Annotated in this window: 15 protein-coding genes; 4 read left to right on the forward strand and 11 right to left on the reverse strand. The window is 70.1% G+C overall.

Annotated features, from left to right (window positions below; all coding sequences use genetic code 11):
* Window positions 1-524 precede the first annotated feature (524 nt).
* From ACF088_RS38755 to ACF088_RS38765, 3 genes are all read left to right on the forward strand, one after another.
* Window positions 525-1,151: a hypothetical protein gene (locus tag ACF088_RS38755; RefSeq protein ID WP_392380677.1), complete on the forward strand. Its 627-nt coding sequence runs from the start codon at window positions 525-527 to the stop codon at window positions 1,149-1,151.
* Between the two features lie 37 nt (window positions 1,152-1,188).
* A complete protein-coding gene (locus ACF088_RS38760) occupies window positions 1,189-3,873 on the forward strand; it encodes a Helicase associated domain protein (protein ID WP_392380678.1) in 2,685 nt (894 codons plus the stop codon).
* A 66-nt stretch (window positions 3,874-3,939) separates the two neighbouring features.
* Window positions 3,940-5,526, forward strand: coding sequence for a PIN domain-containing protein (locus ACF088_RS38765; RefSeq protein ID WP_392380679.1), 1,587 nt, complete (start codon window positions 3,940-3,942; stop codon window positions 5,524-5,526).
* 72 nt (window positions 5,527-5,598) lie between these two features.
* Here the strand turns inward: ACF088_RS38765 and ACF088_RS38770 are convergent, their stop codons facing one another.
* The 11 genes from ACF088_RS38770 to ACF088_RS38820 all read right to left on the reverse strand — a co-directional run bounded on the left by ACF088_RS38770 (window position 5,599) and on the right by ACF088_RS38820 (window position 11,684).
* On the reverse strand, window positions 5,599-5,907 hold the full coding sequence (locus tag ACF088_RS38770; RefSeq protein WP_392380680.1) for a hypothetical protein: 309 nt from the start codon (window positions 5,905-5,907) through the stop codon (window positions 5,599-5,601).
* A gap of 270 nt (window positions 5,908-6,177) precedes the next feature.
* A complete protein-coding gene (locus ACF088_RS38775) occupies window positions 6,178-6,666 on the reverse strand; it encodes a GNAT family N-acetyltransferase (RefSeq protein WP_392380681.1) in 489 nt (162 codons plus the stop codon).
* On the reverse strand, window positions 6,660-7,544 hold the full coding sequence (locus ACF088_RS38780; protein ID WP_392380682.1) for a hypothetical protein: 885 nt from the start codon (window positions 7,542-7,544) through the stop codon (window positions 6,660-6,662). Before ACF088_RS38780 ends, ACF088_RS38775 begins: the two co-directional genes overlap by 7 nt.
* Window positions 7,460-8,158 carry a DUF6875 domain-containing protein gene (locus ACF088_RS38785; RefSeq protein WP_392380683.1) on the reverse strand — a complete coding sequence of 233 codons (699 nt, stop codon included), beginning with the start codon at window positions 8,156-8,158 and terminating at the stop codon, window positions 7,460-7,462. Before ACF088_RS38785 ends, ACF088_RS38780 begins: the two co-directional genes overlap by 85 nt.
* The gene (locus ACF088_RS38790; RefSeq protein WP_392380684.1) at window positions 8,155-8,553 is read right to left on the reverse strand and encodes a hypothetical protein; all 399 of its coding nucleotides are present in this window, start codon (window positions 8,551-8,553) and stop codon (window positions 8,155-8,157) included. The genes ACF088_RS38785 and ACF088_RS38790 overlap by 4 nt, the downstream gene beginning before the upstream one ends.
* 111 nt (window positions 8,554-8,664) lie before the next feature.
* On the reverse strand, window positions 8,665-9,072 hold the full coding sequence (locus tag ACF088_RS38795; protein ID WP_392380685.1) for a DUF6415 family natural product biosynthesis protein: 408 nt from the start codon (window positions 9,070-9,072) through the stop codon (window positions 8,665-8,667).
* 104 nt (window positions 9,073-9,176) lie between these two features.
* Window positions 9,177-10,028: a helix-turn-helix domain-containing protein gene (locus ACF088_RS38800; protein ID WP_392380686.1), complete on the reverse strand. Its 852-nt coding sequence runs from the start codon at window positions 10,026-10,028 to the stop codon at window positions 9,177-9,179.
* 26 nt (window positions 10,029-10,054) lie between these two features.
* On the reverse strand, window positions 10,055-10,585 hold the full coding sequence (locus tag ACF088_RS38805; RefSeq protein ID WP_392380687.1) for a DUF6879 family protein: 531 nt from the start codon (window positions 10,583-10,585) through the stop codon (window positions 10,055-10,057).
* Entirely contained in the window at window positions 10,551-10,805 is a 255-nt protein-coding gene (locus ACF088_RS38810; RefSeq protein ID WP_392380688.1) for a hypothetical protein, read from the reverse strand. Before ACF088_RS38810 ends, ACF088_RS38805 begins: the two co-directional genes overlap by 35 nt.
* Before the next feature lie 424 nt (window positions 10,806-11,229).
* On the reverse strand, window positions 11,230-11,430 hold the full coding sequence (locus tag ACF088_RS38815) for a LexA family protein (protein WP_392380689.1): 201 nt from the start codon (window positions 11,428-11,430) through the stop codon (window positions 11,230-11,232).
* 8 nt (window positions 11,431-11,438) lie between these two features.
* On the reverse strand, window positions 11,439-11,684 hold the full coding sequence (locus tag ACF088_RS38820; protein ID WP_392380690.1) for a hypothetical protein: 246 nt from the start codon (window positions 11,682-11,684) through the stop codon (window positions 11,439-11,441).
* A 796-nt stretch (window positions 11,685-12,480) separates the two neighbouring features.
* On the opposite strand from ACF088_RS38820, the gene ACF088_RS38825 reads away from it, so the two are divergent.
* Window positions 12,481-13,329: a hypothetical protein gene (locus ACF088_RS38825; protein WP_392380691.1), complete on the forward strand. Its 849-nt coding sequence runs from the start codon at window positions 12,481-12,483 to the stop codon at window positions 13,327-13,329.
* Window positions 13,330-13,334 lie beyond the last annotated feature (5 nt).

Raw genomic sequence — 13,334 nt, forward strand, 5'->3', positions numbered from 1 at the left:
CCCGCGGAGCGGGTACCACATCGCTGCGCGATGTGCAAGGGGGGCGGTCGCTGCGCTCCCGCTGCCCATGCGATGCGTGGGCCAACTCCCTTCGCTGCGCTCCGGGAGTTGAGGGGGCCGGCCGCTGCGCGCCCGGTGGGCCGCGCGATGCGCGGCCGGTCCGATCGGGTCCTGACGGTGCGGCTAGTCGGCTTCCTTGTGCGGGAGTTGAGGGAGTGTGGGATGCTCCCGGGCGGGTTCGCTGCGCTCCCCCGCCTGACGGTCCTTCCGACTGCGCCTCCAGGACCGTTGAAGGCCCGCTGCGCGGGCCGGGCTGACTATCGGGGGTGTGGGTCGCTCGTTCGTGTGGGTTCCAGTGTAGCGCATGCATCAGGCTGATGCAGCATGTACCGTTGGCGGAAACACGGGACACCCCCAACCATCAGGGAACCTCCCCGGAATTCCGAGAGGAACGACCGCAGATGACCGGTCACCACGAATCTACCGAACCCGATCCTGCGCTGAGCAGCGATTCTGTGCGCCGGGTGGGTCAGTATCAGACGGCGGGTACCAACGCCCGGCTGCGCGTGTTCGCGCTCCTCCAGGCGCAGGGCGTGCCCGCGAGCGAGGCGGACGATCTGGTGGCCGCGCTGCAGGCCGGAGCTGTCGCCGGGGCGCAGAGCGAGGTTGTGGAGCTGGAGGGCATGGCGTCGCGCTCGCGGGGCCCGGTGTTCGAGGACGGCTGGGACGACGGGGTGAGGACGGTGAGCGAGGCCCTGGTGGGCATTGCGGACCGGGACTGGTCCCGGCGCGGCGGCCGGTCTGCCGGGGCCGCTGAACTGACCGTACACATCGCGGACGTGAGGCAGCGTGAACGGGCCAGTCTTGCACGGCTGGAGAAGTTCGTCCGGGAGAGCGTGCTGCCGCGCACCCACCCGCACACCATGGTGCGGCGCCGGGCGCTGGAGGCGCTGGGTGAGGCCAGCGGTCTGTGCACCGCGCGCACGCGGAACGCAGACGGAGACGTCATCGTCTGCACGCTCGACGCCGGGCACTACGACCCGGACGACAAGCTGCCCTTCAAGGACGGAAAGCCCGGCGGCTGGCACAAGGCGGATTCGTCGATCTGGAACGACTCGGGCGCGGCCTGCATTCCGCACGCGGCCCTCTGAAAGACCACAGGAAATTAGCACTCGGGGAGGCATGGAAATGTCGGCGATTCCGCTGAAGGAACACCAGGTAGACCAGAAAATGAGCTTTGGTAAGTGGGTGGGATTCCCTGCAAGATCGTCCGTGCCGCCGGAGGGTGCCCGTGCCACAGGAGTGTCAGCGACCGGGTCGGGAAAGACGATCACGGCCGCCGCGAGCGCGCTGCAGTACTTCCCCGAAGGCCGGATCCTGGTCATGGTGCCCACGCTGGATCTGATCGTGCAGAGCGCGCAGTCCTGGCGCCGGGTGGGGCACCGGGCGCCGATGGTCGCGGTGTGCTCGGTGGACAACGACCCGGTGCTGAACGAGCTCGGGGTGCGTACCACCACCAACCCGATCCAGCTTGCCTTGTGGGCCGGGAGCGGCCCGGTGGTCGTGTTCGCCACGTACGCCTCCCTGGTGGACCGGGAGGACCCCACCGACCCCACGGGGCAGCGGAAGGTCCGCGGGCCCCTGGAGACGGCCCTGGCGGGCGGCGAGCGCCTCTACGGACAGTCGATGGCGGGGTTCGACCTCGCCGTCCTGGACGAAGGACACATGACCGCCGGCGACATCGGCCGGCCCTGGGCCGCGATCCACGACAACAGCCGGATCCCCGTCGACTTCCGCCTCTACCTCACCGCGACCCCCCGGATCCTGGCCGCGCCGCGACCGCAGCGCGTCCGGGACGGCCGGGAGCTGGTGATCGCCTCGATGGAAGCCGACTCGGCCACCTACGGCCCCAGGATTTTCGACCTCGGGCTGGCGGAGGCTGTGGAGCGCTCGATCCTTGCCGGTTTCGAGATCGACGTGCTGGAGATCCGCGACCCCGAGCCCATCCTGGGCCTGTCCGAGGACGCGTTGCGCGGGCGGCGCCTGGCGCTGCTGCAGGCCGCGCTGCTGGAGCACGCCGCCGCTCGAAATCTGCACACCGTGATGACCTTCCACCAGCGGGTGGAAGAGGCCCGCGCGTTCGCCGAGCAGATGCCGGCCACCGCCGCCGAGCTGCACACCGCTGAAGCCTCCGCGGCCGCTCTCGCCCATGCGGAGGAGCTGCCCGACTCCTCCCTCGACGCCGAGCTCTACGAGCTGGAGGACAACCGCCACGTCCCCCCGGACCGGGTATGGGCCGACTGGCTGTGCGGGGAGCACCCTGTCGCCCGCCGGCGGGAGGTGATCGGCCGGTTCGCCAACGGCATCAACGCCGCCGGCAAGCGGGTCCACCGCGCGTTCCTCGCCTCGGTGCGGGCTCTGGGCGTCGGGGTCGACATTACGGGGCTGCGCGGGGTGGAGGCGGTGTGCATCGTCGGCTCCCGCACCTCTCAGGTCGACATCGTCCAGAACATTGGCCGCGCCTTGCGGCCGAACCCTGACGGCAGTGTGAAGACGGCGCGGATCATCATCCCGATCTTCCTTGAGCCCGGTGAGGACCCCAAGGACATGGTGGCCTCGGCCAGTTACCAGCCGCTGGTCGACATCCTCCAGGGACTGCGCTCGCACTCGGTCCGGATGGTCGAGCAGCTCGCCTCCCGCGCCCTGACCCGCGGCGAGCCGCATGGGCGCCTCCACGTCCGACCCGCCCGCGGCGTAGCCGGCGCTGCGGGGGCAGAGGGCGGCGAGACGGAGGAGGCCGACAGCGAGGTGCAGCGGGAGGTGGACCGTGTCAACGCGGTGGTGGTGAACTTCGCCCGGCCGCGCGACGCCGCCGACATCGCAGCCCTGGCCCGGTGCCGCGTCATCCAGCCGGAGTCGCTGGTCTGGCTGGAGGGCTACCAAGCCCTGCGCCGCTGGCGGTCGGAGAACGAGATCACCGGCCTGCACGCGGTGCCCTACGACGTCGAGACCACGGCCGGCTCGACGGACGCCTTCCCGCTGGGCCGCTGGGTGCACCAGCAGCGCCGGGCCCTGCGGGACGGCGAACTCGACCCGCACCGCAAGGAGCTGCTCGACGAAGCCGGGATGGTGTGGGAGCCGGGCGAGGAAGCGTGGGAGGCCAAGCTCGCCGCGCTGCGGTCCTACCACCGGGCCACCGGGCATCTCGCGCCGCGCCAGGACGCGGTGTGGGGGGAGGGCGAGGAGATGGTGCCCATCGGGCAGCACCTGGCCAACCTCCGGCGTAAGGGCGGTCTCGGCAAGAACGCGGAACGGGCGCAGGAGCGCGCGGAGCAGCTCACCGCGATCGACCCGGACTGGAACTGCCCCTGGTCGTTGAACTGGCAGCGCCACTACCGGGTGCTCGCCAGCCTGGTCGACGCCGACGGTGTCCTGCCCTACATCGGGCCGGGCGTCGTCTTCGAGGGCGACGACATCGGCATCTGGCGGTGGCGGCAGCAGGAGCCGGGCACCTGGGCGCAGCTCATGCCCGAGCAACGGGAGCGGCTGTCCGCGCTGGGCGTGCGGGGCGTCTCGCTCGCCGCGGCTCCCGCCGCCCCGGCGGAAAGCGCTCCGGCGGCGGCCGACGCGACCAAGAGCGGCGCGGCGAAGGGTGGGAGCAAGGCGCAGCAGGCGTTCCAGCGCGGCTTGGCAGCCCTTGCGCAGTGGGTCGAGCAGGAAGGAGGCCAGCCACCGCGCAAGGCGGTGGTGATCCTGCCGGACGGGACCGAGGCCAAGGTCGGCATCTGGTACGCCAACCAGAAGCAGCGCCGCGACAAGCTCACCGAAGAGCAGCTGGACGCACTGCGAGAGCTGGGCATGGAGTGGGCATGACGCCAACCGTCGGTGTCGCACAGAAGTGGCCCCAGCTGGAATTTGTGGAGGTGCATCCCACAGCTGGTGCTCTTGGGGTTGAAGCGGGCAGCGTGGGGGGAGCGCTTCGCGAGACGATGTATCAGCCTGGAGGCATGCTTGCTCATCTTTGATACCAACGCGGTCCATCTTCTGCCGCCCGGCGGCCCACGGGCTGACATACTCCGCAAATTGCGGCAGTCGGGACACCACAGGGTCGCTGTGCCTTGGATGGTGATGGAGGAAATGGCTGCTCATCAGGCGAAGTTCTACCCCGATAAGCACCGGGCGGCGGTGAAGGCCCTGAAGGAGCTGCGTGGCGCTCTGCCCTGGGAGCTGGAGAGTGAGCTAGAGCCGCTTGACCTTGAGCGGCTCCTGGACCATTGGCGAAGCGTCTACGGCGAGATCTTCGAAGTCATCGAGACCAGTGGAGAGTCCGCCCGAAAGGCTCTTTCCCGCGAGGCGACGTCTCTGCCACCGGCTAAGCGAGCTAAAGATCACTCTGAGGGCGCCCGTGACGTTGCGATTTGGTTCTCCATCTTGGAGTTCCTTAGGGAGAACCCCGACGAGCACGTCTGCTTCGTCACGAACAACACCGCCGACTTCGGGGATGGGGCCGTCTACCCGTACCCGATGAACGAGGACGTGCGTGGTCTGGAGGACCGTCTTACCCGACTCGCGGACTTTTCCGAAGTCGTTTCCCAGTTCACCAAGGAGGTGTCGGGGGCGGACGCGGCGGCTGCCGCGGAGGAGTTGCTGAGGTCGCTGCCTGTTCGGGAACGGGTTGCTCAGACAGCTGTTGAGGTCCTCAACTCCCCCACCGGGTTCACCGGTCTGGGAGCCGCCGACGCTACAGAAGAGTGGCGTGAGTGGCTGGGTTCCCCCGAGGTGGAACTGCTCAGCGTCTCGGATGTCACGGGGCACGAGATCGAAGGCGACGTCTGGTACACGGCCAATGCACGTTGGGTGCTGTACGGGCTTGCCGTCAATGGCGACGAAGCGGGCGCCCGTTATGTTGCCTGTGTATGGCAGATGAAGATCCTTTTCTCTACAACCACGGCGGATGAAGCACCAACCCTGCTCGCGACGGCGGAGCCCTCTCCGCCGGATACCGACGACGAGCCCTGCATGACGATTCTGCGCGGCCTCAAGCAGAGGGTCGCGAGCCTAACAGCGAGTGCGAAAAAGGACCTTCTCGCTGCCTGTGCACCTGCGGAGCGCTTGCTGGCCGAACAGCTCTCGGCGTCCATGCCCAAGCTCGACGTGGCCACCAGCCCGATGCAACGATTCACCCTGCAACTGGCCGCGACGCAGGCCCAGCTCTACAACCACTCAGCTCAACAATTCGCCCGGCAAATGGCCGCGACCCAGGCGCAGCTGTACGACGGCCCGGTACAGAGGCTCGCTCAGCAGATCGCCGCGACCCAGGCACAGCTCTACGACAACCCAGCGCAACGACTCGCCCGGGAATTGGCCGCCTCCATCCCGAAACTTGATATCGCAACCGCGTTGCCCCAGATGGGCGCCATTGAGAGCATGGCCGCCTCCCTACCCAAAAGGGCCGCTGCCCCTGTTGCCCCGCCGGAAGATGAAAACGAGGACGTAGATACCGAGGGAGACGCTCAAGGGGAGTGACCTGAAGGCTCCGGGCCCGCTCTCCGATTCCTCGGAGACCGGGCCCGTGCCGTATGCCGACCCGTCGGCTGCTTACCAGTCCAGGCGCGGCCGGGGCCGCTGCGCCAGTTCGGCCTGCTCGGCGACGGCAACAAGGCGCTCGGCGGTCTCTTCGCCGACCGTCTCGATGAGCTGCTCGATGCTGGAGGCGATCAGGATCCAGGACCGCCGAGGTAGCAGGCTCAGGCGGGCGGCGGCATCCGCCAGCGCTCCCGCCTCCAACGCCATCAGCGCCTGCACATCGGCAGAGTCCGTCTCCAGCGGCGTCGTCGCCTCCCGCGCCAGGTCGGCGGAGATCGTCAGATCGTCGATCACCGTGACCCTGGTCGTGTTCTCGATCATGCCGGGCTCATAGATGCCTTTGAGTTCAAGGGCTTCGTGGACGGTGATGTCCGCCTCGGGGTAGCCGGCGGCCAGGAGGCGGCGCAGCGCGGCGTAGGCGGTGTGTGACTTGCCGGACCAGTGCGGCCCCAGGAGCAGCAGGCGGGCGGTGTCGCCGGCCAGGATGGTGGAGCACCACTGGGCGATGGCGGGTGGTCGGTCTCGGCATCGCGGAAAAGGGCGGGTATGACGGGCATCGGCTCAGCGTAGCTGGGCGCGACACACCGGTGCTCAGGGCAACGGCAAGGCGTACACCTGGTAGACCGCGGTGGTTCCGTCGTCGGTGCGCCGGTCGCAGGTGCCGGTGCGGGTGAAGCCGGTCTTGATCAGGACGCGGCCGGAGGCCGGATTGTCGGGGTGGTGCATGGCTTCCAAGCGCTCCAGGCCGGCGGTGGCGAAGGCGAAGTCGGCCACGTGCTGGGCGGCTTCGGTGGCGTAGCCGTTGCCCCAGGTGTCCTCGCGGAGGATGTAGCTGAGGGTGCCCATGGACGGGGTTCGTCGCCGCAGGGAGATCAGGCCGATCATCTCGCCGGTGGCGACGATGCCCCAGCTCCACTGCGCGCGGGGGGTCTCGGTGGCGCGGGCGAGGGCGGTGCGGATCTTCTCGTGGGCCTGGTCGAGGGTGAGGGGCTTGCCGGTGGTGTGCCGGATGGAGGCGCCGCTGTAGATGCGGGCAAGGGCGGGTGCGTCCTCGAGGGCCAGGGCGCGCAGGGTCACCATGCGGCGGTCAGCTCCTTCGCGGTGGGCCGGTCGGCGGGATCGGGTGCCAGGCACGCAGTGACGGCGTCCTCGAACTCGGGGAACGGCCACGGCCGGACGTCGCGCAGGGCGGTGGTGGTGCCCTTGGCGATGGCGGCCAGCTTCTCCAGCCGGTCGGTGGTGTCGTCGTAGGAGACGGGGCGGTGGCCGGTCCAGCACCAGAACAAGGAGGCGCCCAGGCTCCAGATGTCCGCGGCCGGCTGCGCCTGGATGTGGGCGTCGGCGGGGGTGGAGAGGATCGCGGTGGCGATCTCGGGAGCGGTGGTGTGGGTGAGCGCTCCCCGGTACGGCAGGCGCGGCGGGCCGTCGGGGCCGCAGGCGAGGGCGTAGTCGATGACCCCGGCGTGGCCGTCGTTGGTGATGAGGGTGTTGGTGGGCTGGACGTCGGCGTGGGCCCAGCCGGCTGTGTGCATGCGGGCGAGGTGTTCGGTCCAGGTGCGGGCGATGCCCGCGAGCCAGGGGCGGACCGCGGGTCGGTCTCCTTCGGGACCACGGGCGAGGGCGAGGGCCCTCCACAGGGGAACACCGTCGATCCAGTTGACGGCCAGCCACCGGCCGCCCTCCCATGTCCCCGCGCTCACCCGGTAGTCGGGGCCGATCGCGTCGGCGGCGGTGAGGCGAAGGAGGTGGTCGTCCTCCTGAGCCATCTCCGCGGCCTTGTCACGGGCGTCGTCGCCGTTGGGGTTGTTCGCCTTCACCGCGACAGCTCCCCTGGGGCCTTGGACCTTCCAGGCCCGGGAGCCGCGCCGGTCGCTCAGGAGCTGCGTGTGGGTGAGCTCGCCGATCTGTCCAGTGAGCAGGGCGACGGCTTCGCTGGGGGGAGAAGATGTCGGGCCCATGTGCGGATCTCCGTCCACTCGGTGGGGATGTGCTCGAACACGTCGCGACCGTCGTCGGCTGCTGCCGCGAGCGCGGCCGCCAGATCCGGGGTCGCCCGCAGGAAGCGCGGGTCGCGGAGTCGGACAGCGGCCCTCACGGGGAGGAACGAGGCGGGGGCGGCCGGGATCCGGTGGCCGGCCGCGGTGACTTCCTCTTGGCCCGCGTAGAACTTGCCGAACATCACCCCGACCGGTCCGTAGAGGTTCTTCAGCACCCAGTGCGGCCAGGCCAGCAGGTCACGGTGCCGGGAGCCGGGCACCTCGCCCAGCAGGACGATGTTCTCGCACCGCAGGAGGCCGTGCGGCCGGTTCAGCAAAGGCCGCAGCCACTCCGCGGCCTGGACGCCCGCGTGGAACAGCTCCGCCTGGACGGCTTCGGCGTCGCCGGCGGCGCGGTAGACCGTCCAGGTCGTCAGGCCCGCCCGCAGGGACGGAGCGAGGTAGGGGCAGTGGGCGGTCATCTGCCGCGCATAGTCGCTGAGATCCACCGTCGTCGGCCGGGTGGTGCTGGCCTCGATGAGGCGCAGCGCCCCGGCGGTGGGCCGGGGCGCTGCGCTGGTGCGGCCGGTGGTCACGGGCGGGCGGTCTCCGGCCGGTCGGGCGTGACGTCGCCGCCGCCGATCGGGGCGCAGTCCCACTCGGCGACCACGGTGCCGGTCTCCCGGTAGCGGGCGAGCGCGTCCTGGTCGACGTTGCCGTCGGCGTCGGTGAACCAGATCTGCGGCAGCGGTCCGTACGCCTCCTCGTAGGCGGTGACCCAGGAGATCGGGCCGTGGCCGCTGGTGGCGGTGTGGCCGATCGGCCGGCCGGCGCTCTCCTGGCAGAGGGCCGCGTATTGCGGGGTGTCGAGCAGTTCGTGCCAGGCCGCGTCCACGGCCGGGGAGAACATCTCGGGTGCGGGCTGGCCGTTGTTGAAGCGCTGGCCGGTGATGGTCAGGAGTCTGCGCAGTTCGGTCGTTGCGGTGCTCACGGTGGTGCCCCTCTCGGTGTCGAGTGGTGCTCGCCCGGCCCGGATTGGGCGGGGCGTGGTGCCGTGCACCGCGCACCCGGGGGTTGCGGTCGCGTCCGGGTGCGCGGGGTCTCAGGAGGCCGTGGTGGCTCGGGGTGCGAGGCCGGCGACACGGTCCAGGCGCTCGTAGAGGGCGCGTACGAGCCGGGCTCTGTTCTGGCAGCAGGCGAGGGTGCCCTGTGCCGGCATCGACAGGCGGCGGTCGGCCTCCGCGAGCACCACGTCGACGAGGACACGCCGTTTGCTGTCCTCGGGCAGTGCGGCGGCGCGGCGCCGTAGGTCGGCGGCGACGATCTGGGTGTGTCCGGTGAGTTGGAGGGCGATCTGGGCGAGGTCGCTTTCGCGGAGATCGGCGGTGTCCGTCCATGCGAGGACGGCCTTGACGAGCGAGAGGTGCGGTTCGCGGTCCAGGGGGAGCTGGGCCTCGGTCGTGCCGTCGGGGTCGGACGGGACCGTGCGCGTGCTGGGCGCATCCGTCATCAGGGCCTCGCTCAGGTCATGGGCCGCATGCCGGGAATCCGGCAGTTCGACGCTAGACAGGCGGGGATGGGCGCCTCAAGAAAGTTGCTGGAAGTTGCGCCGATTCACCCGAGAGCCTCGATCGCGGCGAGAATCCGGGCACGCGCTTTCGGGCCGAACACCGCGAGGTTCTGTAGTGCGGTGAACGCCTTGGTGTAGACGGCGATCTCCGAGGGCCGGGTGATGTTGATTTCGGCGGACAGCGTCTCGACCTGCACCCGGTCGGTGTCGAAGACCATGAAGGTCTCCAGCGGCCACATGGTCCGCTCGGCGGTGAAGGGGATGACACCGAAGGCGACCGACGGCAGCGACATGAGCTCCAGCAGCTTGCCGAGCTGGCCGGCCATCACCTCGGGCGCGCCGATGCGGTGGCGCAGCACGGTCTCCTCGATGAGGAGGACGAAGCGGTGGTTGCCCTCGTAGATGACGCGGGAGCGGTCCAGGCGGGCGGTTGCGGCGTCGGGGGCGTCGTTGGGGGTGCCCTGGAAGTCGCTGATGGTGGACAGCAGGGCCTCGGCGTAGCCGTGGGTTTGCAGCAGGCCGGGTACGACGTTGGAGCAGTAGACGCGGAAGAGGCGGGTGCGCTGGTAGAGCGGGACCACGGACTGCTGGAAGTGGCGGATGCCGGTGCGGTGCAGGCGTTTCCACTCGACGTACATCTCGTCGGCGCTGCGGCTTTCGGCGATGAGGTCGTCGATGTGCTGCTCGGCGGAGCAGGCTGTGCACCAGGCGCGGATGTCGGCGTCGGAGGGCAGGACGCGGCCGTTTTCGATCCGGGATGCCTTGGATTTGTGCCAGCCGCAGCGGGCCGCCACCTCGAACGCCTTGAGGCCGGCGTTCTTGCGGATGGCCACCAGGCGTCCGGCGAGGGCCGCTCGTGCCGCCTGCGCGGCGGAGGACGGGGAGGTGGTGGTCATGAAAGGTGGCGGCCTGTTCGGTGCTGTCAGATCGCGTACTGGTCGTGCGGGACGGCCCGCTCCCACACCGACTGGAAGGCGTCGGTGCAGAGCTTGATGACCTGGGGGTCGTCGCTGTGCTCGGGGTCCTGGGCCTCGCCGTCGCCGGAGAAGATGTTGAAGCGCACCAGGCGGTCGTCGATCAGCCAGAAGTCGTTGCCCGGCAGCGACAGGTCCGAGGCGCAGCGGCGGCCCAGCCAGCGCACTTCCTCGCCCGCGCGGAGGTTGCTCGCGGTGATGGCGTGCTCGAAGCGGACGTAGTCGGTGACCGGCTCCGAGACGATCCGGGCGCGCCGGACGGCGACCCCGCGGGCGACGGTCCGCTCCACCAGCGAGACCCACGGGCGCCAGAAGGCGGAGTCGTAGGCCGGCACGGCGCCGTCGGCGAGGAACGCGTCGTAGACACCGCGTTCGTCGCCGACGGCGTAGGTGTCGCGGAGTTCGAGGTGGAGGGCTTGGTGCTGGGCTGAGTCCAGCAGTTCGTCAAAGCTGGGGGGTGTTGGCACGCTCTGCGGCATCGCACGCCTTCCTGATCAGCGGCACCATCCGTGCCGGGATACGGATGACCGTCTCGTTCTCGGCCGGCGGGCTGTCCGCAGCGCACGTCGCGCGCATCGCCTCACCCGCCGTCCATCCCTGAAGCACGAGCTCCGGCTGTTCCATGTCGGTGTCGACCCAGACCGCCGGGCAGTTGCCACCGCCTGACTCCGGGTCCGTTCCAACGAAAAGTAGTGCCATGTCCGCCTCCTGAGTCCAGAGAGTTGCGCCATGTTGCGCTGACAGTTCCGTGAGGAGGCACGGAGGGTCAAGAGGACAGTCGGTCGAACAGAGGCAGGGCTGCTATGTCAGGCACTGCTCTGCACGGTCCAGAGAGAGAAAGGGCCTCTTCCTCCTTCTGAGGAAGAGGTGTCAGCGACGCGCACTGCTTACCCCTGCGCCCTGACCTGCACGAATGCGGCTGCGGTGCGCAGGCACCTGGTACGCAGGGCGGTACTCACGGTGGCACCTACGGTGGAATGCGCGGTGGTCCGCACGGTGGAACCCACGGTGGTACCGCGCGCAGGGGTTCCTGCGACAACAGCTGTCCTCGACGAATCGCTCACGGCGGTCCGAGCACTGCGCGGCCGGCGTCCAGCATCCAGCCGCCTCGAGGGCGCGCTGCCTAGAGGAGTACCTGGTACGAGCGGCTGCGGTGCGGGGCGTGGGTGACGATCCCGTGGCCTTCCAAGGCACGCAGGTGGTAGGCGACCGTGGACGCGGACAACCCGACCGCGCCCGCGATCTCCCGTATGGAGGGCGGGTAACCGGCATCGTCGGTGAGTTCCCGTAGCGCCCGCACGATCCGCATCTGGGCGTCAGTCATGAAGGCGGTCACCGCCGGGCCTCGGCCGGGCTCGGCTCCCAGGTGTGCTGCTTGAGCGCCATCCGGGCCGCCGGCGCCTGGCCGGGGATCGTTGCCCAGTAAGGGTGCGTGGCGATCCGGACAGAGAGCCGCTGCAAGGTGCGGCGCAGGACGGTGGTCTGGGAAGGGTTGGCTTCCTCGGCGAGCTGGCGGTAGGTGGCGTACCAGGCCCGCTGGGCGTGCAGGAGGTCGTCGGGGAAGTCGTAGGAGGGCATCACCCCTGGATTGCATCACATGTTCGAATTGCGGCGCAGCACACGCACGAGTGAATCGGGGCTTCGGCCTGGAGCTGGCCGACGACCGCCCCCGGTGAGCCGAACGCGATGCCATCGACCACCCGGATCAGCGCCGCTGTCCGGCGCCGGATATGTGGCGGTCCGGCCCTGGCCAATGTGAGGTAAGCAGCGGGGGAAGCGCTCGCCGCCGGAGGGATAAGCGGTCCTACCTGCCCGGGTAAGCGGTGCGCCCACCGTGCTGACCGGCGCGTACCCGAGGACCGCCCGAAGCAGCCGGGCCGGCCAGCACCGGCGGGTGGCCGATCGACCATTTTGGCCATCGGCCACCGGCGTGCGGTGGCACCGCCACGGCTGGCTGGCCATCGGCCATGGCCGATGGCCGACGCCGGTGGATCGGCCATCGGCCACCCCGCCCGGCCATCGGCCATCGGCCACCGGCGACGTGCTCCGCCAACCGACCGGCTTGGGCAGGCCACGGCCGCGCTGGGCCGGTCGCCTCTGCAAGCGGCCACCACGACGTCCACGGTCGTGAGAGAGCAGCGGCACGGATAACGACCCGCCTGGTCGCTGGCGGACGTCGATGAGCGGCGGACCGCGGATAGGGCCTCGCGCTCCGGGCGCGTGCTCGCGCTTACCCCGTGCCGGGCGGCGGTCAGCCCACTGCTTACCCGACTGGTTACCCCAGATGACCTGCGTCTTTCCATTTCCGGGACAAGCACTTTGGTAAGGGGCGCTGAGCAGAGTTCACGGCAGTTCGATCCGGAAGGAGCCTGCCGTGAACGCAGAACCGACGTTGATCACGCGTCTGAACACCGAGTGGGAGTGGCTGTGCGCTGCGCGCGGCAACGCCGACCGGGTGCGGTCCTGGATGCTCTGCGCCGGCGTGCTGGATGCGGGCCAGGCCCCTGCGGCGCTGGATGAGCTGTGTGTCGTGCTGCGGGAGCGGGCGGCCCATGGCGGGGCGGCGGTCAGCGATGTCTGGATGGGGGTCCTGCTGCGGCGGGTGGGCGCCGGCGACGAGCGGGATGCGGCCCTGGCCGCCCGCGTGCTGGTCCAGGCGATGCTCCCCTGCGCCCAGCGGATGATGCGCCGGTCGTTGCGGGACGGCGAATGCGTTGAGGACGTGGCTCAGCTGGTGGTCGCCTCCTTGTGGGAGGTGGTGCTCACCTACCCGATCGCGCGTCGGCCCCGGGGGGTCGCGAGGGGTCTGCGGCTGGAGCTGTGGCATCGGGTCTCTCGCGAGCTCGCTCGGGAGCTGGCGCCCTCCGAGCAACTGGACGCGGAAATGCTGGCGGCCCGTCCCAGCGATGTCGACCCTTCGCTCGCCGCCGAGGCGGCGCTGCTTGCCCGGGCCGTGACGAAGGCCGGCCTCCGTCCGACGGCGGCGGAGGAACTGGAGGGCACCCGCGGCGAGCTGGTCGAGATCTTGGTGTGGGCGCTGGAGCGCGAGGTGCTCACCTCGCAGGCGGCAGCCGGCATTTGCGATCACTACCGCGAGGGCGCGCCGCAGGATGCCGAGGCCGCGGCCGTGTTGGGGGTCAGTCCCGTGGCCTTGCGGCGCAGGCGCAGCCGGGCGGTGGCGCGGTTGCGCGAGGCGGTGCCGCAGTGGGTGGAGGCGGCGTGAGGAGC

It is taken from the genome of Streptomyces sp. NPDC015125 (assembly GCF_043080045.1).
Lineage (GTDB): Bacteria > Actinomycetota > Actinomycetes > Streptomycetales > Streptomycetaceae > Streptomyces.

Excerpts from the sequence above, each read along its gene's own strand:
- ACF088_RS38820 (WP_392380690.1), bottom strand. The coding sequence starts at position 11,684 with ATGCCCTCCTACGACTTCCCCGACGACCTCCTGCACGCCCAGCGGGCC.
- ACF088_RS38805 (WP_392380687.1), bottom strand. The coding sequence starts at position 10,585 with ATGCCGCAGAGCGTGCCAACACCCCCCAGCTTTGACGAACTGCTGGAC.
- ACF088_RS38810 (WP_392380688.1), bottom strand. The coding sequence starts at position 10,805 with ATGGCACTACTTTTCGTTGGAACGGACCCGGAGTCAGGCGGTGGCAAC.
- ACF088_RS38775 (WP_392380681.1), bottom strand. The coding sequence starts at position 6,666 with ATGGTGACCCTGCGCGCCCTGGCCCTCGAGGACGCACCCGCCCTTGCC.
- ACF088_RS38800 (WP_392380686.1), bottom strand. The coding sequence starts at position 10,028 with ATGACCACCACCTCCCCGTCCTCCGCCGCGCAGGCGGCACGAGCGGCC.
- ACF088_RS38760 (WP_392380678.1), top strand. The coding sequence starts at position 1,189 with ATGTCGGCGATTCCGCTGAAGGAACACCAGGTAGACCAGAAAATGAGC.
- ACF088_RS38795 (WP_392380685.1), bottom strand. The coding sequence starts at position 9,072 with ATGACGGATGCGCCCAGCACGCGCACGGTCCCGTCCGACCCCGACGGC.
- ACF088_RS38770 (WP_392380680.1), bottom strand. The coding sequence starts at position 5,907 with ATGATCGAGAACACGACCAGGGTCACGGTGATCGACGATCTGACGATC.
- ACF088_RS38815 (WP_392380689.1), bottom strand. The coding sequence starts at position 11,430 with ATGACTGACGCCCAGATGCGGATCGTGCGGGCGCTACGGGAACTCACC.
- ACF088_RS38780 (WP_392380682.1), bottom strand. The coding sequence starts at position 7,544 with ATGGGCCCGACATCTTCTCCCCCCAGCGAAGCCGTCGCCCTGCTCACT.